15 protein-coding genes are annotated in these 22,152 nt (G+C 67.3%); 8 read left to right on the top strand and 7 right to left on the bottom strand.

Annotation, left to right across the window (positions count from 1 at the left end):
• The first annotated feature begins 51 nt into the window (after positions 1 to 51).
• Genes ACZ5IQ_RS14885 through ACZ5IQ_RS14895 form a run of 3 tightly spaced genes read left to right on the top strand, consistent with a single transcriptional unit; the run spans position 52 to position 4,406 of the window.
• Positions 52 to 1,521, top strand: coding sequence for a condensation domain-containing protein (locus ACZ5IQ_RS14885; protein WP_318984603.1), 1,470 nt, complete (start codon positions 52 to 54; stop codon positions 1,519 to 1,521).
• Positions 1,522 to 1,524: 3 nt separating this feature from the next.
• Entirely contained in the window at positions 1,525 to 2,937 is a 1,413-nt protein-coding gene (locus ACZ5IQ_RS14890) for a hypothetical protein (protein WP_464479994.1), read from the top strand.
• A gap of 56 nt (positions 2,938 to 2,993) precedes the next feature.
• Positions 2,994 to 4,406: a hypothetical protein gene (locus tag ACZ5IQ_RS14895; RefSeq protein WP_318984605.1), complete on the top strand. Its 1,413-nt coding sequence runs from the start codon at positions 2,994 to 2,996 to the stop codon at positions 4,404 to 4,406.
• A gap of 21 nt (positions 4,407 to 4,427) precedes the next feature.
• Here the strand turns inward: ACZ5IQ_RS14895 and ACZ5IQ_RS14900 are convergent, their stop codons facing one another.
• Complete coding sequence (locus ACZ5IQ_RS14900) at positions 4,428 to 5,669, bottom strand: glycosyltransferase (protein ID WP_464479995.1); 1,242 nt, start codon at positions 5,667 to 5,669, stop codon at positions 4,428 to 4,430.
• A gap of 219 nt (positions 5,670 to 5,888) precedes the next feature.
• On the opposite strand from ACZ5IQ_RS14900, the gene ACZ5IQ_RS14905 reads away from it, so the two are divergent.
• On the top strand, positions 5,889 to 9,086 hold the full coding sequence (locus ACZ5IQ_RS14905; RefSeq protein WP_464479996.1) for an MMPL/RND family transporter: 3,198 nt from the start codon (positions 5,889 to 5,891) through the stop codon (positions 9,084 to 9,086).
• Between the two features lie 149 nt (positions 9,087 to 9,235).
• The gene (locus ACZ5IQ_RS14910) at positions 9,236 to 10,075 is read left to right on the top strand and encodes an FkbM family methyltransferase (protein WP_061000822.1); all 840 of its coding nucleotides are present in this window, start codon (positions 9,236 to 9,238) and stop codon (positions 10,073 to 10,075) included.
• Between the two features lie 60 nt (positions 10,076 to 10,135).
• Here the strand turns inward: ACZ5IQ_RS14910 and ACZ5IQ_RS14915 are convergent, their stop codons facing one another.
• From ACZ5IQ_RS14915 to ACZ5IQ_RS14925, 3 genes are all read right to left on the bottom strand, one after another.
• The gene (locus ACZ5IQ_RS14915) at positions 10,136 to 11,875 is read right to left on the bottom strand and encodes an AMP-binding protein (protein WP_073696517.1); all 1,740 of its coding nucleotides are present in this window, start codon (positions 11,873 to 11,875) and stop codon (positions 10,136 to 10,138) included.
• Positions 11,876 to 12,041: 166 nt separating this feature from the next.
• Positions 12,042 to 12,776 carry a hypothetical protein gene (locus ACZ5IQ_RS14920; protein ID WP_464479997.1) on the bottom strand — a complete coding sequence of 245 codons (735 nt, stop codon included), beginning with the start codon at positions 12,774 to 12,776 and terminating at the stop codon, positions 12,042 to 12,044.
• 45 nt (positions 12,777 to 12,821) lie between these two features.
• Entirely contained in the window at positions 12,822 to 13,175 is a 354-nt protein-coding gene (locus ACZ5IQ_RS14925; protein WP_464479998.1) for an XRE family transcriptional regulator, read from the bottom strand.
• A 134-nt stretch (positions 13,176 to 13,309) separates the two neighbouring features.
• Between ACZ5IQ_RS14925 and ACZ5IQ_RS14930 the strand changes: the two genes are divergently transcribed.
• Positions 13,310 to 13,954, top strand: a complete 645-nt coding sequence (locus ACZ5IQ_RS14930; protein WP_131808715.1) for a hypothetical protein — start codon at positions 13,310 to 13,312, stop codon at positions 13,952 to 13,954.
• Positions 13,955 to 14,246: 292 nt separating this feature from the next.
• On the top strand, positions 14,247 to 17,393 hold the full coding sequence (gene ileS / locus ACZ5IQ_RS14935) for an isoleucine--tRNA ligase (RefSeq protein ID WP_061000817.1): 3,147 nt from the start codon (positions 14,247 to 14,249) through the stop codon (positions 17,391 to 17,393).
• Between the two features lie 16 nt (positions 17,394 to 17,409).
• Here ileS and ACZ5IQ_RS14940 read toward each other — a convergent pair whose 3' ends face one another.
• Positions 17,410 to 17,619, bottom strand: coding sequence for an RNA-binding S4 domain-containing protein (locus ACZ5IQ_RS14940; protein WP_061000815.1), 210 nt, complete (start codon positions 17,617 to 17,619; stop codon positions 17,410 to 17,412).
• A gap of 60 nt (positions 17,620 to 17,679) precedes the next feature.
• Here ACZ5IQ_RS14940 and ACZ5IQ_RS14945 point away from each other — a divergent pair, with 60 nt between their 5' ends.
• A complete protein-coding gene (locus tag ACZ5IQ_RS14945; protein ID WP_464481473.1) occupies positions 17,680 to 19,017 on the top strand; it encodes a DNA polymerase IV in 1,338 nt (445 codons plus the stop codon).
• On the opposite strand, the gene ACZ5IQ_RS14950 is transcribed toward ACZ5IQ_RS14945, so the two are convergent.
• Together ACZ5IQ_RS14950 and ACZ5IQ_RS14955 are read right to left on the bottom strand one after the other, a co-directional pair.
• A complete protein-coding gene (locus tag ACZ5IQ_RS14950) occupies positions 19,014 to 21,047 on the bottom strand; it encodes an acyltransferase family protein (protein WP_464479999.1) in 2,034 nt (677 codons plus the stop codon). The genes ACZ5IQ_RS14945 and ACZ5IQ_RS14950 overlap by 4 nt on opposite strands.
• Positions 21,048 to 21,206: 159 nt before the next feature.
• Positions 21,207 to 22,130, bottom strand: coding sequence for an asparaginase (locus ACZ5IQ_RS14955; RefSeq protein ID WP_464480000.1), 924 nt, complete (start codon positions 22,128 to 22,130; stop codon positions 21,207 to 21,209).
• Between the last annotated feature and the right edge of the window lie 22 nt (positions 22,131 to 22,152).

Raw genomic sequence — 22,152 nt, forward strand, 5'->3', positions numbered from 1 at the left:
GGGCGTCACAGAAGCCGCGCGCTGAATTCACCGAAGCACAGGAGAGTGAACATGGTTGCGATTAGGACCATCCATGACTGGATGGGTTCCTCGGGTGTTCTGACTTCCTGGAACCCTTCGTCTGCATCGCTTGCCAAGCTGCGCAACGCACCGGTCAGCCCGGTGCCGGTCAGCTACCAGCAGAGCCAGCACATCCGCGCGTTCCGTTCGCACGAGCGCAACGGCACGGACATGGCCCGGCTGAACATCGCCGCATGGGACATGCCGGGCAAGTGCGACGTCCGGGCCATGACGCACGTCATCAACGCCTACGTGCGGCGGCATGACACGTTCCACAGCTGGTTCGAGTTGACGGAAGACGACGTCGTCGTCCGCCGGACGGCGAAGAGCCCGCGCGACATCAAGCTGGTGGCCACCGAGCACGGCGAGATGAACGCGCAGCAGTGGCGCGACCACGTCCTCGCGACGCCCGATCCGCTGCAGTGGGACTGCTTCCACTTCGGCATCATCCAGCGCGACGACCACTTCACCTTCTACTTCAGCATCGACCACGTGCACACCGATGCGCTGCTGATGGGACTGGTGCTCGTCGAAATCCACCTGATGTACGCGGCTCTCGTCAGTGGCGCCCCGCCGATCCCGCTGGCCGACGCCGGCAGCTACGACGACTACTGCATCAAGCAGGCGGAGTTCACGTCGGCGCTGACGCTCGAGTCGCCGGAGGTCAAGGACTGGATCAAGTTCGCCGAGGCCAACGACGGCACCCTGCCTTGCTTCCCGCTGCCGCTCGGCGACCCGTCGGTGCCCTGCGGCGGTGAGATGCTGACGGTTCGGCTGATGGACAAGCACCAGTCCGAGCGGTTCGAGTCGGCCTGCCTGTCCGCGGGTGCCCGCGTGATCGGTGGCGTCATCGCGTGCGCGGCGCTCGCCGAGCACGAGCTGACCGGCCGGCCGATCTACAACGTCATCACCCCGACCACGACGCGCCGCACCCCGGCCGAGTTCATGACGACGGGCTGGTTCACCGGCGTCGTGCCGATCAGCGTCCCGGTGGTGCCGGAGTCGTTCGGCGACACCGCCCGCGCCATGCAGAAGGCGTTCGACGCCGGCATGGACCTGGCACACGTCCCGTTCGAGCGCGTGCTCGAACTGGCCGAGGGCAAGGTGCCGGGCATTCGCAAGGCCGACCCGGGCGTGCCGATGGTGTCGTACCTCGACACCAACCTGCCGCCGCTGTCGCCGGCGATCATGAACGAGTGGGAACGGCTCAACGGCCGCGTCTACAGCGACGCCCGCTCGGCGTACCAGATCGGCATCTGGGTGAACCGTTCCGAGAAGGAAACCTCGGTCACCATCGCCTACCCGGACAACCCCATCGCCCGTGAATCGGTGGACAAGTACCTGCACGCGATGCGCGCGGTGTACCTGCGGGTCGCCGACGGCGGTTCTGGTGCGGGACGTTCGGAAGCCTTGCGCCACAACGGTTGCCGCAGCGAACTGATTCGAGCTGTGAAGGGCTGAGTTGTGACGACCTCCACGCGCCCGCCGCGCGTGCCTTTGTTGCGCCGCTGGTTGGCAGACAACAACGACGGTGATGAGAGCCGCGTGCTCGACTACGTCGACCAGGCGATGTTCCTCGGCCTGCGGGCCACCGGCCAGGCCGCTGTCATGCAGTGCGTCTGGGTGTACGAGCATCCCGTCGACATGGAGGGCCTGCGCCGGTTCCACTACAACTTCGGTCACGGCCTGGCCGGTCGGCGCATCGAGCCGTCGATCCTGCCGTTCGGCCGGCACCGGTGGGTGTCATCGCTGGGGCCGCCGGCGCCGCTGCGGGTGTACGAGACCGTGCGTCCGCGGGCCGAGCTCGGCGACTTCCTCGACGAGCATGCGCAGATCCCCGTCGACCCGGAGTTCGGCCCGGCCTGGCACATGGGTGTGCAGCCGCTCGACGACGGCGCCACGGTCGTCAGCCTCGTCGGTTCACACTGCATCGGCGACGGCGGCGGTGCCATGCTGACGGTGTTCGAGTCGGTGACGGGCCAGCTGCGCGACCTCGGTCTGCCGCAGCCGCGGACCAGGTCGTCATGGCAGGCGTTGCGTGCCGATTTCCGCCAGACGTTCCGTGACCTGCCGGAACTCGGGCGCTCGATCAAGTCGGCGGCCAAGCAGGCTTACCAGAAGCGCAGCGAGCTGCGGCGTTCCGGAAAGTCGGCGGCAGCCCACCTGGATGAGGCCAGCGCCAAGGAAAACCTGTTGGTGCCGGCGATCTGGGCGTTCATCGACGCCGCGGAGTTCGACGCGCGTGCCAAGGCGCTCGGCGGGAACAGCTACGCGCTGATCGCCGGGTTCGCGGCGCGGTTGTCCGAGCGGATGGGCCGGTTCAGCGAGGCCGAGGGCGTGGTGCCGCTGGTGGTGCCCATCAACGACCGCACGCTCGAGGACACCCGTGCCAACGCGGTGCTGATCGGTGATGCCCGCGTCAACCCGAAGGGCGTCGCCGACGATCTGACGGAGACGCGGGCGGTCATCAAGGAAGCCCTGCGCAAGATGCGCGAGGAGCCCGACGAGAAGTTGGAGCTGCTGCCCCTGACGCCGTTCATCCCGAAGCGGGCCGTCATCCAGGCCGCGGACATCGCGGTCGGGTTCGGTGAGCTCCCGGTGTTCTGCTCGAACCTCGGTGTGCTTCCGGACGATCTGGCGCGTGTCGACGGGACGCCCGCCGAGTACGTCATGGCCCGCGGGGTCGACGGTCAGGTGCCGCGTGCGGTCATGGAGCACCGCAAGGGCATCCTCACCGTCATCTCGATGCAGCTGATGGGCCGGGTGTCGATGGCGGTCATCGGCTACCAGCCGGGCGCCGAGAACACCAAGGCGACGTTGCGTGCGCACGTGGAAGGGACGCTGGCCGAGTTCGGCCTCACCGCGGTCTACGAATAATCCGCGTAATCCCAAGTTCGACAACCGAATAACCGAAGTGAAGGGCCAGGTCTATTTTGTCCACTGATACCCGGTCGAACGGAACCGGCCGCGGCCGGTTCGCCAAGCTGCCCCCGGAACTGGATCGTCCGCAGGACCGTCTGGACTACATGGACGAGGCGACCTTCCTGTCGTACCGGGCCAGCGGTCGGGTCCAGGTCATGCTGGCGCTGTGGTTCTACGAAGGACCCGTCGACCTCGACGGCCTGCGCCGCTTCCACGAGAACTTCGGCCGGAGCCTGGCGGCCCGGCGCATCGAGCGCTCGCCGCTGCCGTTCGGCCGGGCCCGCTGGGTGGCCGCGCCGGCCGTCGAGCGCCCGCTGGACATCGTCGAAACCGCCCGCCCGCGTTCGGAACTGACCGACTGGCTGGAGGAGCGGTCGCAGATCCCGATCGATCCGGAGCACGGTCCCGGCTGGCACCTGGGCGTCCAGAAGTTCAGCGACGGTTCGACGGGTGTCGCGCTGGCGCTGTCGCACTGCCTGATCGACGGCACCGGTGCGGTGGCCGCGATCATGGAGTCGGTGCTCGGGCAGGGCCGCGATCTGGGTTACGCCCAGCCGGGCTCCCGCACGCGCTGGCAGGGTCTGCGCGCCGACCTGCGTCAGGCGCGGCGGGACTGGCCCGAGGTCCGGCGCACGGTGGTGGCCGCCGCCAAGATGCTGCACCGCAGGCGCCACGAAATCTCCAAGTCCGGTGACACCCGGCCCGCGGTGACGGCAGGCAACCCCGACGAATACGTGCTGCTGCCGTTCGCCGGCACCCACATCGACGTCGAGCAGTGGGACGCCAAGTGCGCCACGCTCGGCGGCAACACCTACTCCCTGGCCGCGGCGTTCGCCGCCCGGCTCGGTGTGCGGATGGAACGGCATCGCAAGCACGACAACAACATTGCGCTCATGGTGGCCGTCAACGACCGGACCTCGATGGAGGACACCCGGGCCAACGCCATGGCGTTCGCCAACCTCACCGTCGACCCGACGCACGTCGCCAAGGACCTGACGGATCTGCGGGGCGCGCTGCGTACGTCCCTGTCGACGGCCAAGGAGCAGCCGGACGAGTCGTTCATCCTGCTGCCGCTGACGCCGTTCATCCCGCTGCGCGCGGTGAACAAGACGGCCGACCTGGTGCTCGGCGACATGCCGGTGACGTGCTCCAACTTCGCCGAGCTGCCGGACCTGATGTGCCGCCCGGACGGCGTCAACCAGGCGACGTTCCTGAACTGCTGGGGCGTCGAGCAGAAGGTCAAGCGGGCCGACATCGAGCGGCCCGGCGGCCTGCTGGTGGTCGCGTCCGGCCGCTACAACGGGCGGGTGAACCTCGGCATCGTCGGCTACCAGGTGGGGGCCGAGAACAGCCGGGCCATGCTGCGCGAGCTCGTCCGCGAGACGCTCGAGGAATTCGACCTCACGCCGCTGACCATCTACTGACGGGCGGTCCCGCCCAGGCCCCTAACAGGCCTGGGCGGCCTTTTCCAGCAGATCCGCGGTGCGTGCGACGCTGTCCGCGGGCTTCGTCATGCGCGCGGCAGCAGCCCGCACCCGCTCGGCGCACTCCGGCTGCAGCGCGGTGCGCAGCGCGGACTTCAGCGACGCCGGCGTGGTCTTCGAGAACCGGCGTGACGCGCCAAGCCGCAGCTTCTTGACCTGCCCGGCCCACACCGGCTGGTCGGCACTGACCCACAGCACGACCGTCGGCACGCCGGCACGCAGCCCGGCCGCGGTGGTACCGGCGCCGCCGTGGTGGACCAGGGCCCGGCACAGCGGGAACACCGCGGCGTGGTTGACGGCACCGACCAGCTTCACGTGGTCGCCCAGCGTGGTGGTGTCCGGCAGATCCCAGACGCCCGAGCTGATCAGCGCCCGCTCGCCGAGCTCGGCACACACCGCGTCGATCATCGCGACGGCCTCGGCGGGGGATTCCACCGGCATACTGCCGAAGCCGAAATAGATGGGCGGCTTGCCATTTGCGATCCACGCCATCACGTCGGCGTCGGTGTCGGTCTGCAGCTCCATCGACATGGACCCGACGAGGGGCTTGGCGTCGCCGTATTCGGCCGCCAGGCCGGGGAACAACACCTCGTCGTAGGCCTGGATTTCCAGGGCCCCACGGTCCTCGATACGGCGGACGGCCCGCACGGTGGCCGGCGGCAGCCTCAGGGTACGCCGCTGGATGTCCTCGGCTTCCTTGAGCATGCGCCAGTGGAACCATTCACCGACCGCGAAGCCGCGGCGGATCAAGGGCAGCGGCAGCGGTACCGGCAGCACCTGGCTGTTGGGGCGGAACGGGAAGTAGTGCAGCGCCGCCAACGGGATGTCGAAATGCTCGGCGACGTTGGCGGCCACCTCCTGGTAGGTGGTCCCCGCGAGCAGCAGATCCGCGTCCGCGGCGACCTCCGTGAGGGTGGCGCTCATGTCCTGCCAGCCCTGCGTCATGTAGTCCCGGAGTTCGCGGACGACGCTCACGGGGTTCTTGAGGCTCAGATGGTCGCGAAAGATGTCCGCATCCAGTTGCTGCTGAGAATCCACACCGTAGCTGGCGGGCTCGGGAAGCCCCGCCGAAGCGACGAATGAAACCAGGTTCGGCGGCACTGCCATACGGACTTCGTGGCCGCGACGCAGCAATTCTCTGGCCACGGCACCGCTGGGCTCGATGTCTCCACGCGTGCCATGGATGGCGATAGCAAACTTCACAGGACGCCAAGCATAACGGTCTGCCGCTGATCTCCGCATTGCTGGGGCATGGATGGCAACGAGGACGCCCGGCACCCGGAGGTGCGGCACAGGAGAGATGACTTCGTCAGTGGCACACCCGATTACAGCACGGCGGGGCGCGGGCGGCTCTCCGGCGGCTTCGATATTGAGGTGCCGGTCGGTGCATCAGATCGGTTTGCGGCGTGTAGCCTGTCGGGGATGCTGAAACGTGCCAGGCCAAGCGGTGCTTTGGCACATGCGGGTTTCGCCGCACTCGGCAAGTTCGTGGTGCGGCGCCCCGTCGTGGTCTTGGCGTCCTGGGTCGGCATCGCGATCGTCCTTTTTCTCGCACTTCCGACGTTGGTCGACGTCGCCAGCCGCCGCCCGCCGCCGTTCCTGCCGCCGGATTCGTCGACGCTGATCGCCAGCAACGCGATGAAGAACGCGTTCCGCGAGGCCGACGCCGGCAACATCGCGGTCGTCCTGCTGACCAACGACAAGGGCTTCAGCAAGGAAGACGAAGAGGTCTACCGGCGCCTCGTCGACAAGCTCAACGCCGACAAGACCAACGTCAGGTCGACGCAGGACTTCATCCACATTCCCGAGCTGCGCCAGGTGATGGCGAGCAAAGACGGGAAAGCGGTGCAGCTGCCCGTCAGCCTCGTCGGAAGCATGGGCACCGGCCCGGGCCAGCTGGCGTTCCGCAATGCCAAGAAGACCATCGAAGAGGTGGTCAAGGGCAGCGACCTGACGCTGAACATCGTGGGCGCATCCGCCACGTTCCAGGACATCAACGACATCGGTGCCCGCGATCAGCACATGATCGAGACGGCCACCGGCATCCTCGTCTTCTCGATCCTGATCATCGTGTACCGCAGTGTGGTCGCGATGTTGCTGCCGCTGGTCACCATCGGCGTCTCGCTGATCGTCGCGCAACAGTTGGTGGCGGGGCTGGGCCTATTGGGTCTCGCGGTGGGGCCCCAGACCCTGGTGCTGATGACCGGCATGATGATGGGCGCCGGGACCGACTACGCCATATTCCTGTTCAGCCGATATCAGGAGTTCATCAGACAGGGCGTCGCCACCGATGCCGCGCTGGTCTCCGCGCTCACCTCGATCGGTGAAGTCATCGCCGGCTCGGCCGGCACCGTCGCCATCACGTTCCTGGCGCTCTCGTTCGCCACCCTCGGGGTCTTCGCCACCATCGGACCGGCGCTGGCCGTGACCGTGCTGGTCGGCTTCCTCGCGTCCGTGACCATGCTGCCGGCGCTGATCGTCCTGGTCGGGCGGCGCGGCTGGATCAAGCCGCGCAAGGACATGACGGGCAAGTTCTGGCGGCGCTCGGGCGTCAACATCGTGCGCCGTCCGGTCACCCACCTGGCCGGCAGCCTCGCGGTGCTGCTGGCGCTCGCCGGGTGCGCCACGATGGTCCGGTACAACTACGACAACCGCAAAGACCTCGACCCCGACGCGGCGAGCAACGTCGCCTACGAGGCGCTGAACAAGCACTTCCCGATCAGCACGACGATGCAGCAGTTCATCCTGATCCAGTCGCCACGCGACCTGCGGGCGCCGAAGTCGCTCGCCGACATGGAACAGATGGCGCAGCGCGTCGCGCAGCTGCCGCACATCGACGCCGTTCGCGGTATCACCCGTCCCACCGGTGACGTGCTGGAGCAGGCCAAGGCGACCTACCAGGCCGGTGAGGTCGGCAGCAAGCTCAAGGACGCCTCGAACCTCATCAACGGCAACGACGCGCTGCTGCAGAAGCTCGTCGACGGCGAGTACCAGCTCGCCGACGCGCTGAATCAGATCCGCACGCAGGTGCTCGGTGGGATCGGCCCGGTGCGGCAGATGCTGACCCAGATGTCGGCGCTGCAGAAGCAGTACGGCGGGTCGAAGACGCTGGACGATCTCGACAAGTCGGCCAAGATGGTGTCCCAGATGACGTCGTTGGGCGACGCCGTGGGTGGGCAGCTGGTCCGCGTCGGGGATGTCTACAAGTGGTCCGGAAAGGCCCTCGAGACGCTCAACGCGACGCCGTTCTGCAACTACTACCCGGCGTGCAACGACCTGAAGATCGGGCTGCAGAACGTAAACGAGGGCAACGACCCCGAGACGGTGCAGAAGGTCATCAACCTCGGTCACATGCTGCAGCAGTACAAGAGCGACCCCGGCATGGACGACAAGGTGCGCGGGATGGGCACCAACATCGAGAGCATCACGAGCCTGCTCAAGCAGCTGCGCCTGTACGACACCGCGGATCTGGAGCGGCGCCTGCAGCAGGCGGTCGACGGCGTCAACCTGCTGGCCGATTCGAGCAAGCAGCTCGCCGACGGTGTGAAGTTGCTGGTCGACCAGGTCCGGGGGATGGGCGGCGGTCTGAACCAGGCCTCGTCGTTCCTGCTCGGTATGCGCCGCGATGCCAACACCCCGCAGATGGCCGGTTTCTACGTGCCACCGGAGATTCTGAGCCGCAACGAGTTCGAGAAGGCCGCGACGCTGTTCGTGTCCCCGGACGGACACACGGTGCGCTATCTGGTGCAGACGGCGCTGAACCCGTTCGGTACGGAAGCCATGGACCAGACCAACGCGATCGTCAAGGCGGCCCAGACGGCGCTGCCCAACACGACGCTGTCCGACGCGAAGGTGTCGATGGTCGGTCTGTCCGCGGTGAACCGCGACATCCGCGACTACTACAACAGCGACATCCAGTACATCGTCATCGTGACGCTGATCGTGGTGTTCCTGATCCTGGTGCAGCTGCTGCGGTCGGTCGTGGCACCGCTCTACCTGGTGCTGTCGGTGGTGCTGTCGTACGGCTCGGCGCTGGGCATCGGCGTGGTGTTCTTCCAGTTCATCCTGGGCTACGACATCTCGTGGAGTGTGCCTGGTATCGCCTTCCTGGTGTTGGTGGCGGTCGGCGCCGACTACAACCTGCTGCTGATATCCCGAATACGTGACGAAGCGAAATGGGGCGTGCGCTCGGCGATCGTGAAAACGGTCGCCGCGACCGGCGGCGTCATCACCTCTGCCGGCCTGATCTTCGCGGCGTCGATGCTCGCGATGACGGTCAGTAGCATCCTGGGCGCCGTGCAGCTCGGCTTCATCATCGGTGTCGGCCTGCTGCTGGACACGTTCATCGTCCGTACGGTGACGGTGCCGGCGATGGCGGCACTGCTCGGCGACGCCAACTGGTGGCCGTCCAAGTCGCCGCGACGCAAGCGGGAAGAGGCCGAGGAGGCCGAGGCCCTCGCCGCCACCGAACGGCTGCTGGCCGAGCGCAAGGCCCGCCGGGAGTCCGACGAGGTCGAACTCTGCCCGGAGTGCGGTTACGCCGCCACGTGTGATGCCTGCCAGATGACGACGGCCTTCGAGGCGGCCGGAGCGGTGCAGCACCGCGGCTTCTTCGGCTGAGCCGATATCGAATTCCGGGAAATTGAACTTTCTCGTCAATAAAGCTGGTTGAATTCCTGCTGTCCGGTGGGGGGATTTAGACGTCGATTTGTGCGAAGGGCCCGACGCGATCGCACCGCGACTCTAAAGAACAGGATATTCGATCAGCTATGGATCTCCGGAAATTCGCTGACTCATTGCGGCCACTCCCAGGATGGATCGGGGGTGGCATTCTCGACTGGTATCAACTCGGGCTCAGAAAGCCGCGAGACGCGACCACTTATTACGGGGCCACCGTGCATTGCGACCCCGTCGACTCGATACAGCGGAGCATCATCTACTACGGCGTGTGGGAACCCGCCATTTCGCGAATCATCGAAAGCAGTCTGGCTCCGGGCGATCTGTTTGTCGACATCGGCGCGAACATCGGCTACGACTCCATGCTCGCGGCGACGAAAGCCGACGTCGTGGCCATCGAGGCGGCACCGCACATCTACCGGAAGCTGCTGCACAATCTCGACCGCAACCCCGAACTCGCCGACCACATCCGCCCGGTGAATGTGGCGGTTTCCGACCGTGTGGGCGAACTCGACCTGTATGACTTCGGCCCCCGAAACATCGGTGCCACCACCACCTTGCCGTCGCGCCGCGGGAAGAAATGCGCGACAGTCGCAGCGGCTCCGTTGCTGGATATTCTCTCGGCCGAGGAATTGGCACGTATCCGGCTGATCAAGATGGATGTCGAAGGTGCTGAAACAACCATTCTCAACGACATTTTCGACCATATCGATGCGTTTCCCGAGAATATGAGCATCATCTTCGAGGCCAATCCCGAAGACGACCAACCCGCATTCGATGTGCTGTTCAAGCGAATTCAGCAAAACTTCGTGGCATACGAAGTGGAGAACGGTTACAGCAATGCGTGGTATCTGAAATGGAGAGAACGCCCGCTCACCGAGATTCGAACCACCCCGGTCCGGCGAACCGATATTCTCCTCACCCGCGCCTAGCGCAGGATCAGTCCACCGCGAATCCCGGGCCGCGCTACGCAGCCCGGGACCGGAGGTGGATCACGCGTCCAGGCGCGCCAGTTCACCCTTGCGGTACAGCTCGGTGCAGGCCTGGCGGCGGATCTTGCCGCTCGTGGTGATCGGGATCGAGCCCCGGCCGACCAGCACCAGGTCGGCGGCATTCACACCGTGCACCTGGGAGATGGCCGAGGTGATGTCGTGCTTGACCTGTGCCAGGTTCTCGCGGACCTCGTCCTCGGTCTCGCCGCGCTTCTTCATCTCGATGACGACGGCGAACTGTTCGACACCGTCCTCCTCGAAACCGACGGCGGCGGTACGGCCACCCGAGACCGCGCTGACGGTGGCCTCGATGTCGTCGGGGTACAGGTTGCGGCCGCGGATGATCAGCAGGTCCTTGATCCGGCCGATGATGAACAGCGAGCCTTCGGAGATGAAGCCGAGGTCGCCGGTACGCAGCCAGTACTCCGACGGGGTGCCCTCGGGAGCGTCCTCGAGTACGCCGCGGAAGGTCTTCTCGGTTTCCTCGGGCTTGTTCCAGTAGCCGGCACACACGTTCTCGCCGTGCGTCCAGATTTCACCGACGGTGCCCTCGGCAGCCTCGCGGCGGGTCTCCGGGTCGACGATGCGAACCAGGGGGGAGGGCGAGAAGCCGTAGCTCACGAGCGGGCTGCCGGACTCGACGCGCTCGACGATGCCGTCGGCAAGCTTCTCGGTGTCGAATTCCACGACCGTCGGCGGCTCGCCAGATTCGCGGGATGCCACGTAGAGGGTCGCCTCGGCCAGGCCGTAGCTCGGGCGGACAGACTTGCCCGGCAGCCCGAACTTGGCGAAGCGCTGGATGTAGCGCTTCACGGTGGTCGGCTGTACGCGCTCGGCGCCGCTGAAGACCGTCAGGACCGTGCTCAGGTCCTTGCCGGCCATGTCCTCGTCGGTGGTCCGCGCGGCGGCCAGGTCGAAGGCGAAGTTCGGCGCGGCGGTGATGACGTTCTTGTGGCTGCCCATCAACTGCATCCAGCGGGCGGGCTTGACCAGGAACGAGATGGGGCTGGTCATCACGGTGTGCCAGCCGCCCAGGATCGGCGTGCACACGCCGAGCAGCAGGCCCATGTCGTGGTACAGCGGCAGCCATGTCACCACGGTGCTGCCGGCCGGCGCGACCTTGCCCCACTCGGAGAAGAAGACCGCGATCATCTGCTCGTAGTTGGCCGAGACGTTGCGGTGCGAGACCATCACGCCGGCGGCGGTGCGGGTCGAGCCGGAGGTGTACTGCAGGTACGCGGTCTCGGGCCGAACTTCGCGGCGGGAGAACGGCTTACGACGCGTCTCCAGGTCCAGTTCGTCGACAGCGAGGACGACGGGGCTGCGGCCGTCGTCGTTCGGCGTCGCGTACTGCGCGACGGCGTCCTTGCTGGCCGCGGTGGTCAGGGCCACGACCGGCTGCGCATCCTTCATGACCGAGATGACGCGCTCGTCGTGGTGGCCCATGATCGGCTGGGTCAGCGGGACGGCGATCATGCCGGCCTCGAGGGCGCCGAGGAAGCCGACGACGTATTCGAGGCACTGCGGGGCGACGATCACCACGCGGTCGCCGATCTCACCGTGCTGGCGCAGTTCGTGCGCCACTGCGACGCTCTGCTGGTACAGCTGAGCCCAGGTGAGGGTCTTGGCCACGCCATCGGGGTCGGTGTCGTAGTCCATGAACGTGAAAGCCACGTCGTTGGGTTGCAGGCTGGCGCGCTCGCGCAGGACGGCCGGCAGAGACGACTCGATCACGGACACTTCCTCCTCGGGGATGTTCGGGCAGGGGTGAAGGCCGGGTGTCGTCGAAGGTGGTGAAACACAGTCAAACTGACACCGGGTGCCGGATAGCAGAGTAAGGCATCCTCGCAGATTTTGACGGATCGGGCCTTTTGCTGACGAGTCTCCGACGGTCAGCGCTGGAGGCTCAGTGGGCCGCCTTCGAGAACCACTTGGTCTTGATCAGCCACGAGTGCGCGGACGCCAGCGCGAAGACCCCGCCGCACATGCAGGCGAAGACCCAGACGAACTTGCCGTCTTCGAGGGGCTGCAGCTCGGGCACCAGCGATGTCAGGATGCGGGTGGCGCAGGCCAGGATGCCGCTGGCGGTGGCGAACAGATAGATGTTGGCGATGCGCCGCGAGTCGGGGTTCTTGCGCAACACCAGCAGGGCGCGGCCGCCGAACACCAGCAGGTAGGTCAGGGTGCCGCACAGCACCAGCCAGTACGCGGCCAGCCAGCCGTCGGTGGGCATGGTGAACAGGTCGGGGGAGTACTCGCGACCGGCCACGCTCATCGAGAAGAGCGCGAGCAGCACCGGGATGCACAGGGTCGCGGGCCGCTCGATGTACTGCGTGAACATCTTCTGCATGGCGGCGTCGTCGGCCAGGCGGCCGATGGCGTTGTAGACGATGGCCGAGGCGGCCACGATGTAGCAGTCATGTCCGAGGTAGGCGGGCAGGTTCCACACACCGGTTGCCGAGTGGATGGCGCGGCCCAGGGTGTCGGCGGCCATCGGGGACATCAGGGCGACGGCGGCGGCCTGCAGCGCGATGTTGAGGGTCGCTGCCACTTCCCAGCGGCACGACCAGGTGACGCGACGAATCCACAAACTCCACGCCATACAGGCGAGAGTGATGGTTATGAGCAATGTGAGAGCCATGGTTGGAGCCTTTGCCAGCGCCTGCGAACGCTCAGATTCTACTGGTCATAGCGGCGGCGCATCAGCACGTCGCGTCATTTCCGACAACTTTGTGGCGCGTTTGGGGACCGCCGGCGCCGCCGTGGCAACCGCGAGGGGTGCCGATTGGATGTAGTTGATGACCTCGTCGTGGCTCATCAGGCCGAACCGAACCTGCAGGTCGGGATAGCTCAACCGGAAGTGATCGGCCACCAGGCGGAGCTCTTCCGCGTTGGGATAGTCGGCCTCGTTGATTCGCCGGTAGTACGTACTGCTCGACGTTCCGAGCGCACCGTAGATCTCCCTCGCTTCGACGTCGCCGTCGAAGATGTAGTCGAGCAGCGCCTTGAGCTGTCTGCCGTTCTGGTCTGTTCGGGGCACTCTGCCACGATAGACCCTTCCCCCCTTTGGTTGCTAGCAACTGTTTTTGCGACACATAAGCCGTAATTGACATGGGCGTCACAGTTTCGGGAGCTATGTCCCAAATTTGGGAATCGTGTTGTAGTCTGCATCACATGACTCTTGCGTACGCCGGTGAGTTCGACGCCGTTCTCCCTTCTGCTGCTGCGGCGACGATGCATGTCGCCGACTACGAGTTCGGCGGCTTCGACACCGCCGGTACTGCGGTCGACATGCGGCGCCTCGAGGCCCCGCTGTCGCCGGTGATCACCGCCGAGCTCGAGGGCGCGGTCGAATACCTGGGAGTCGATGCCGAGGTGCTGCTGATCGCCGCCCTCGGCCGCGCGATCGAACGGGTCATCGGGCCCGGCCGAGCCGCGGTCGACGTTGCCGCAGCGAAGGAACGCTCCGGCGGCGGCCTGGCCGTGATCCGGCGGCTCGAGGTGGACGCGGTCTCCGCATCGGACGTCGACGCCACCGCGATGGTGCAGGCGGTCCGCGGCGCCCTGGCGGCCGCCGCGGCCGACCCGAACGACGTTGCCGACGTGTTGTTCAGTTACGGCATGTCCGCCATCGACGGCGAGCACCCGGGCCCGGCCCACACGCTCGAGGTCCGCGCGTTCCACGCCGACGACGCCTTGCACGTCGACTGGTGGTACGCCCGGCACCAGTTCGAGCCCTACACCGTGGAAGAACTCGCCGAGCAGTTCTCCTACGCCGTCATCGAGCTCGCCTCGGAGGCCCTGCCGGTCGCGGAGTAGTCCGGCGTGATCCGCGGCGGCCCGCGCCCGTTAGAATCGCTGCATTCGCATCGATCCGGCCATCACCGGGGAGCATTCGGAAGAACGGCCGGGGCCATCAACGCCGCGGCTCAGTAGAACCGAACGGGTGGGCCCGTCATCGCCTGCAGTTGAGCGGCGCACGCGTGCGACCTTCCGGGGTCGGCGGTGCGCAAGCGGGGTGGTACCGCGGCACTCGCGTCCAGACGCGAGATCGTCGTCCCCGTGCCTGGAACTGAGCACCGTTTGGTGCTGACGGCACTGGAGACCAGACGTGAGCGCGTACCCCAAGACCGCCAGTGGCACACCGAATTTCCCCGACCTCGAGACCGAGGTTCTGGAGTTCTGGGCCCGTGACGACACCTTCCGCGCCAGCATCGCGCGCCGCGACGGCGCCCCCGAATACGTCTTCTACGACGGTCCGCCGTTCGCCAACGGGCTGCCGCACTACGGCCACCTGTTGACCGGCTACGTCAAGGACATCGTTCCCCGGTACCGCACCATGCGCGGCTACAAGGTCGAGCGCCGATTCGGCTGGGACACCCACGGCCTGCCCGCCGAGCTCGAGGTGCAGCGCCAGCTCGGCATCTCCGACAAGGCCCAGATCGAGGCCATGGGTATCGGCGCTTTCAACGACGCGTGTCGGGCGTCGGTCATGAAGTACTCGAACGAGTGGCAGTCCTACGTCACGCGCCAGGCCCGCTGGGTCGACTTCGACAACGACTACAAGACCCTGGACCTGACGTTCATGGAGTCGGTGATCTGGGCGTTCAAGCAGCTGTGGGACAAGGGCCTGGCCTATGAGGGCAACCGCGTGCTGCCGTACTGCTGGAACGACGAGACGCCGCTGTCCAACCACGAGCTGCGGATGGACGACGACGTCTACCAGAGCCGGCAGGACCCGGCGCTGACCGTCGGGTTCGTCGCGACCGACGGCCCGGTGGCCGGTGCCCGCCTCCTGGTCTGGACCACGACTCCGTGGACCTTGCCGTCCAACCAGGCCGTCGCCGTGCACCCCGAGGTCACCTACGTGCAGGTGGTGGGCCCCGACGAGCAGAACTACGTGCTGGCCGAGCCGCGGCTGGCGGCCTATGCGCGCGAGTTCGGCGAAGAGCCGGTGGTCGTCGGCACCTACCTCGGCGCCGAACTGCTGGGCACGCACTACCTGCCGCCGTTCGCGTTCTTCGTCGACAGCGACAAGGCGCAGAACGCGTTCCAGGTGCTGCAGGGTGATTTCGTCACCACCGAGGACGGCACCGGCATCGTCCACATGGCGCCGGCCTACGGCGAGGACGACAAGGCCACCTGTGACGCCGCCGGGATCGTCGCCGTCACGCCGGTGGACTCCACGGGCCGGTTCGATTCGACGGTGCCCGACTATCAGGGTCAGCAGGTCTTCGAGGCCAACCCGCAGATCATCAAGGACCTCAAGAACGGCACCGGCCCGGCCGCGGTCAACGCAGCGGTCCTGCTGCGCCACGAGACCTACGAGCACTCCTACCCGCACTGCTGGCGGTGCCGCAACCCGCTGATCTACCGCGCGGTGTCGTCGTGGTTCGTCAAGGTCACCGAGTTCCGGGACCGGATGGTCGAGCTGAACCAGCAGATCACCTGGTACCCCGAGCACGTCAAGGACGGCCAGTTCGGCAAGTGGCTGTCCAATGCCCGCGACTGGTCGATCTCGCGAAACCGATACTGGGGCAGTCCGATTCCGGTGTGGAAGTCCGACGACCCGGCCTACCCGCGCATCGACGTCTACGGGAGCCTCGACGAGCTGGAACGCGACTTCGGCGTCCGCCCCGACAACCTGCACCGGCCCTACATCGACGAGCTGACCCGGCCCAACCCCGACGATCCGACCGGCAAATCGACCATGCGCCGCATCGAGGACGTCTTCGATGTCTGGTTCGACTCGGGCTCGATGCCCTACGCGCAGGTGCATTACCCGTTCGAGAATCAGGACTGGTTCGACGGTTCGGCGAGCGAAGAAGCTCACTTCCCGGGCGATTTCATCGTCGAGTACATCGGCCAGACGCGCGGCTGGTTCTACACCATGCACGTGCTGGCGACCGCGCTGTTCGACCGCCCGGCCTTCAAGACCTGTGTGGCGCACGGCATCGTGCTGGGCAACGACGGCCAGAAGATGAGCAAGTCGCTGCGCAACTACCCGGACGTGTCCGAGGTGTTCGACCGCGACGGTTCGGACGCCATGCGCTGGTTCCTGATGGCCTCGCCGATCCTGCGGGGCGGCAACCTGATCGTCACCGAGCAGGGCATCCGCGACGGTGTCCGGCAGGTGCTGCTGCCGGTCTGGAACGCGTACTCCTTCCTGGCGCTGTATGCACCGAAGAAGGGCACGTGGCGCACGGATTCGACGCACGTGCTGGACCGGTACATCCTGGCCAAGCTCGCCGACCTGCGGGACACCCTCACCGAGTCGCTCGACGCGTGCGACATCTCGGGCGCCTGCGAGCAGCTGCGCCAGTTCGCCGAGGCGCTCACCAATTGGTATGTGCGCCGGTCCCGTTCGCGGTTCTGGGAAGAGGACGCCGACGCCATCGACACGCTGCACACCGTGCTCGAGGTGACCTGCCGCCTGGCCGCACCGCTGCTGCCGCTGGCCACCGAGAAGATGTGGCAGGGGCTGACCGACGAGCGTTCCGTCCACCTGACGGACTGGCCTGAAGCGGGTGTGGTCCCGGCCGACCCCGAGCTGGTCGCGGCGATGGACCGCGTGCGCGAGGTGTGCTCGGCGGGTTCGTCGCTGCGCAAGGCCAAGAAGCTGCGCGTGCGGCTGCCGTTGCCGAAACTGACTGTGGCCGTAGATAATCCGTCGGCCCTCGCGCCGTTCAAGGATCTCATCGCCGACGAGCTCAACGTCAAGGCCGTCGAACTGTCCGACGACATCGACGCCTACGGCAAGTTCGAACTGACCGTCAACGCGCGCGTCGCGGGTCCGCGCATCGGCAAGGACGTGCAGGCCGCGATCAAGGCGGTCAAGGCCGGGGAGGGCGTCGTCAACCCCGACGGCACGCTGACCGCCGGCCCCGCCGTGCTGCTGCCGGCGGAGTACAGCTCGAAACTCGTTGCGGCCGAACCGGACTTCACCGCGGCGCTGCCTGACGGTGCGGGTCTGGTGGTGCTCGACGCCACCGTCACTCCCGAGCTGGAAGCCGAGGGCTGGGCGAAGGACCGGATCCGCGAGCTGCAGGACCTGCGCAAGGCCACGGGCCTCGACGTGTCCGACCGCATCACCGTGACGTTCGCGGTGCCGGCCGACAAGCAGCAGTGGGCGACCACCCACGCCGACCTGATCGCCGGCGAGATCCTGGCCACCGGTTTCACCGTGGTGGATGCGGGCGAGCTGGCCGACGGCGCCGACGTCGGTGACGGCGTCCGGGCCGCGATCGCGAAGGCCTGACGGCCCCGGGCGCGGGTCAGCCGCTGACCCGCGCCGACTGCCCCTCGAAGGTCACGGTGTCGCCGGGACGCAGCTGCCGTCCGCGCCGTGTCTCGACCTGGCCGTTGACGCGCACCATGCCGTCGCCGATGACCGCCTTGGCGTCGGCGCCACTGTCGATGAGGTTGGCCAGTTTGAGGAACTGCCCCAGCCGGATCGATTCGTCACGGATCGGCACGTCGTTCATGCCGAGAAGGGTATCGACATAGCATTGGCCACTGTGGATCGCTGGGTCCTGCACCTCGACATGGACGCCTTTTTCGCGTCCGTCGAGCAGCTGACCCGGCCTACGTTGCGGGACCGCCCGGTGCTGGTCGGCGGGCTCGGTGGTCGTGGCGTGGTGGCCGGGGCCAGTTACCAGGCCCGCAGATTCGGCGCCCGCTCGGCGATGCCCATGCATCAGGCCCGGCGGCTCGTCGGTGCGTCCGCCGTCGTGCTGCCGCCGCGTGGCGCGGTGTATTCGGTGGCCAGCCGGCGGGCGCTCGACGCGGTGCGTGCCGTGGTGCCGGTGCTGGAGCAGCTGTCGTTCGACGAGGCGTTCGGTGAGCCGGCCGAGCTGGTCGGTGCCGAGCCCGACGAGGTCCGGCAGTTCTGTCAGGACCTGCGGGCCGCGGTGCGCGCCGAGACGGGGTTGGTGGCCTCGGTCGGCGCCGGTTCGGGCAAACAGGTCGCCAAGATCGCGTCGGGTCTGGCCAAGCCCGACGGGGTCCGGATCATCAGTGGCGACGAGCAGGGCTCGCTGTTGGCGGCGCTACCGGTCCGCAAGCTGTGGGGAATCGGGCCGGTAGCCGAAGAGAAGCTGCACCGGCTGGGCATCGAGACCGTGGGCGCGCTGGCGGCGCTCACCGATGCCGAGGCCGCCGACGTCCTCGGCGGCACCGTCGGCCCGGCGTTGCACCGGCTGGCCCGCGGCATCGATGACCGGCCGGTTGTCGAGCGCGCCGAGGCCAAACAGATCAGCGCCGAATCCACGTTCCAGGTCGACCTGACGACCCTTGACCAATTGCGCGAGAGGATCGGGCCCATCGCCGAGCACGCGCACCGCCGGCTGCAGCGCGACGGGCGCGGTGCCCGCACCGTCACGGTGAAGCTGAAGAAGTCAGACATGAGTACGTTGACCCGCTCGGCCACGTTGCCGTACGCGACGACCGACCCGTCGACCCTGGCGGCGACGGCCCGCCGGTTGCTGCTCGATCCCATCGAGATCGGTCCGATTCGCCTTGTGGGCGTTGGATTTTCGGGCCTGACCGACGCCCGGCAGGAGTCCCTGTTCCCGGAGTTGGAGATGGCGGACGATGCCGAGGTCGCCACCTCGGCAGGTGAGGCCGGCCCGCTGAGCGCCACGCCGGCCGAATCCCCGTGGCGCGTCGGCGATGACGTGCGGCATCCGGATCACGGCCACGGCTGGGTGCAGGGCGCCGGGCATGGCGTCATGACAGTGCGATTCGAGACCCGGGCCAGCGGTCCCGGGGTGGCCCGCACCGTCGCGGCCGACGATCCGGAGATCACCCGCGCCGACCCTGTCGACAGCCTGGACTGGCAGGACTATCTGGCACAGCTGCCGACCGACGACGGCACGAACTAGTCGTGGTGGGGCCGCAAGCCGTGCCCTCGATCCGGCAAGCCGGTGCCCGTTACCGCCATATCGGCCGGTCCCGGCTCGACATGTTCGTCGTCCGCGCTGAGCAGCGGCATCAGGCCCGCAGCAACCACTGGCGCCAGTTGGACGCTCACGTCGGTCGTGAGGTGATGCCCGTCTCGGTAGACGAGGGTGTCACCGAGGATGGCCGGACAGACGGTGTCGTTGCACAAGTAGTCGGTGTAATCCAGATAGCCGAATGCGCCCCTGGCCGCCAGATCCTGTTCGGCCAGGCGGACGCGCGCGTCCAGCGCCTTGCTGTGCGGAAGTGCGCACCGCTGGGTGTCGGTGGGGAAGAGACCCAGGCAGTACGACGGCGGGACACCGGTTGACGGGGTGTCGGCGATCATCGCTACGCGCGATCGCGTCGGCAACTCGTCGAGGGTGTCTGTGAGTGCTTTCCGCCAGCGCGCTGTTGCGTCCGTGGTGTCGCGCATGTAGCTGGCGCCCCAGCCTGCCAGCAAGATCAGCGCGGGCTTGGTGTCGGCCAGGCTGTCGAGTACTCCTTCGCGCCACTGGTCGCAGCGCGGGTAGTGGGCGATGTGGATGTGTGCCGAAGGGCAGTGGCTCTTGGTGCGGTTGTCCAACCGGATCAACCCCTGGTCGGCCAACTTTGACAGCGCCGGATACCACTGTGCGGCATGGGAATCGCCGAACAGGACGACGAGCGGCGCCTGGGGGTTGGTGCCCACCGTGCAGCCGGCCGGGTCGGTGGCCCATTCGTCACGGTGGCAATGGTTGGCATAGATGACGGGTTGGGCACTTTCGCTGGCAGACAGCCGGGGATTCAGATTGCTCGGCACATACGGGGTGCCGGCGGGTTTCAGGCTCAGTTGGGTATGTGCTGCGGGTCGGCCCGCGTCCAACGTCGGGCTCTGTAAGACGGCGACAGTGAGAACCACGGCGCAGACAGCGGCCATCACGCCGGCGGTCGCGGTGAGCGTGCGGCGCGGGCGGGCCGCGTTCAGCCATGTCAGATGCTGGCCCGGTTGCTCGACGTAGCGGTAGAGCAGCCACGCCAGCGGGACACAGGCCGCGACGATCGTGACACGCAACCACAGGGGCGAGGTGTGCATGTAGCCGGTGGCGGCGACGGGCAGCACGAGCAGGGGCCAGTGCACGAGGTACAGCGAGTACGAGACATCGCCGATCCAGGTGAGCGGGCGCAGGCTCAGGAGTGCCGCGGGTCCCCGGCGGACGGGGCCGGCCGCGATCAGCAGCGCGGTGCCGAGCACCGGCACCGCCACGGCGTCGCCGGGGTATTCGGTGGCGGTGGAGAACAGCACACCGCTGCCGACGATCGCGGCCAGCCCGGCCCAGCCGGCGACGGCACCGACGCGGTCACCGAAGACGCGGCCACGAGTCAGCAGGATGAGCGCGACGAGGCCGCCGACGCCGAATTCCCAAATCCGTGCGAACAGGATGAAGAACGCGTTCGGTTGCGAGAAGCCGGTCAGCCACACGCACAGCGCGAACGATGCCGCGACGACCGCGGCGATGGCAGCCACGCGACGGCTGCGCAGCTTGACCAGGCCGAACAGCCCGACGAGCAACGCCGGCCACAGCAGGTAGAACTGTTCCTCCACGCCGAGCGACCAGTAGTGCATGAACAGCGACGGCGTCTTGTCGGCGAGGTAGTCGGTCGCGCGGTAGGCGAACAGGACGTTCGGCACGTAGAACGTCGCGGCAATGGCGTCCTTGACGACATACCCGAACTGCAGGGGAGACACCCAGCAGGCGGCTGCGGCCACCGTGGCGACGATGACGGTCAAGGCGGCCGGCAGCAGCCGTCGCACCCGCCGGGCATAGAACGCGCCGTACCGGATATGCCCGCGCTGGCGTAGCTCGCTCAACAGGTGCGTGCTGATCAGGAATCCGGAGATCACAAAGAAGACGTCGACACCGACGTAACCGCCGCCGAATCCGGGGAGCTCCGCGTGGAACAGCACGACGAGGGCCACCGCGATCGCGCGCATGCCCTGAATGTCGAGGCGTTTCTGCGGTTGGTGTCGGCTACCGAGCGCCGTCAATTCCAATGTCTTTCCCCCGGGAGTTGGGCGTGGGGGAAATTATCATTGGTTCGTCAATTTCGCGCTCGTCGACGGGCAAGTCGTCCACCCAGTGGGACAGTTTCGTCAAACCCATTCAGCGAACACGTCGGCGACGGGCATGTCCGCGGCGAGTGCCGCCATGAGCAACACCCGGGCCTGGGCGGCGCGCAAGCTGCCCGCGGACACCGCCCCGGCGTCCAGCAACGCCCGCCCGGGACCGTAGCCCGATGTGACGCGCGCGCCGGGCACCCGTGTCGCAATCGCCACCGCAACACCGGCGGCGCACAGCCGCTGCACCTCGGCGAGCACCTTGGACCCGGCATTGCCCGAGCCGAGTGCCTCGAGTACCAATCCGCCGGCGCCGGCTGCCGCAAACGCGTCCATCGCCAGCGCGTCGCTGCCGGCGTACGCGGCGACGATGTCTACCCGCGGCGCGGACGCCGCCGACAATGCGCCGAGTCGTGGCCGCTGTTTGACGCCGTCGGGAATGAACGAGCCGTCCTTGACCGACCCGACCGCGGTGCCGAGCAAACCGTGCCCGGCCTTGGTGACGCCGAGGGGCTGCCACACCTGGCCCGCCATGCTGACCAGCACCCCGAGATCGCAGGCGGACGCACTGGCGGCCACGGTGATCGCGTCCCGCAGGTTTGCCGGGCCGTCGGCATCGGGTGCGTCGCTGCTGCGCATGGCGCCGGTCAGGACCACCGGCACGGCACCGTCGTACGTGATGTCGAGCCACAACGAGGTTTCTTCCATGGTGTCGGTGCCGTGCGTGATGACGATCCCGTCGGCGTCACCGGCGGCACGCACCGCGGCAGCGATCCGGTCCCAGTCGGCCGGCGTCAGTTCGGAGCTGTCGACCGACATGAGGTCGACGGTGTCGACCTGCACCCCGGTGCCCAGGTCGTGGACCAGGTCGGTGGCACTGCGGGTCGGCCGGGCTATTCCGTGTTGGTCGGTGCTGGTGGCGATGGTGCCTCCGGTGGCGATCACAACGACGCGAGTCATGGGCGGAATTGTTCCTCACGGC

This window comes from Mycobacterium toneyamaense (assembly GCF_055384815.1).

What these genes read in the sequence shown, in the direction of transcription:
- ACZ5IQ_RS14940 (WP_061000815.1), bottom strand. Translation starts at nt 17,619, where the DNA reads ATGAACGACGTGCCGATCCGTGACGAATCGATCCGGCTGGGGCAGTTC.
- ACZ5IQ_RS14920 (WP_464479997.1), bottom strand. Translation starts at nt 12,776, where the DNA reads ATGGCTCTCACATTGCTCATAACCATCACTCTCGCCTGTATGGCGTGG.
- ACZ5IQ_RS14950 (WP_464479999.1), bottom strand. Translation starts at nt 21,047, where the DNA reads ATGCGCGCGATCGCGGTGGCCCTCGTCGTGCTGTTCCACGCGGAGCTC.
- ACZ5IQ_RS14910 (WP_061000822.1), top strand. Translation starts at nt 9,236, where the DNA reads ATGGATCTCCGGAAATTCGCTGACTCATTGCGGCCACTCCCAGGATGG.
- ACZ5IQ_RS14945 (WP_464481473.1), top strand. Translation starts at nt 17,680, where the DNA reads ATGGACGCCTTTTTCGCGTCCGTCGAGCAGCTGACCCGGCCTACGTTG.
- ACZ5IQ_RS14905 (WP_464479996.1), top strand. Translation starts at nt 5,889, where the DNA reads ATGCTGAAACGTGCCAGGCCAAGCGGTGCTTTGGCACATGCGGGTTTC.
- ACZ5IQ_RS14885 (WP_318984603.1), top strand. Translation starts at nt 52, where the DNA reads ATGGTTGCGATTAGGACCATCCATGACTGGATGGGTTCCTCGGGTGTT.
- ACZ5IQ_RS14930 (WP_131808715.1), top strand. Translation starts at nt 13,310, where the DNA reads ATGACTCTTGCGTACGCCGGTGAGTTCGACGCCGTTCTCCCTTCTGCT.
- ACZ5IQ_RS14955 (WP_464480000.1), bottom strand. Translation starts at nt 22,130, where the DNA reads ATGACTCGCGTCGTTGTGATCGCCACCGGAGGCACCATCGCCACCAGC.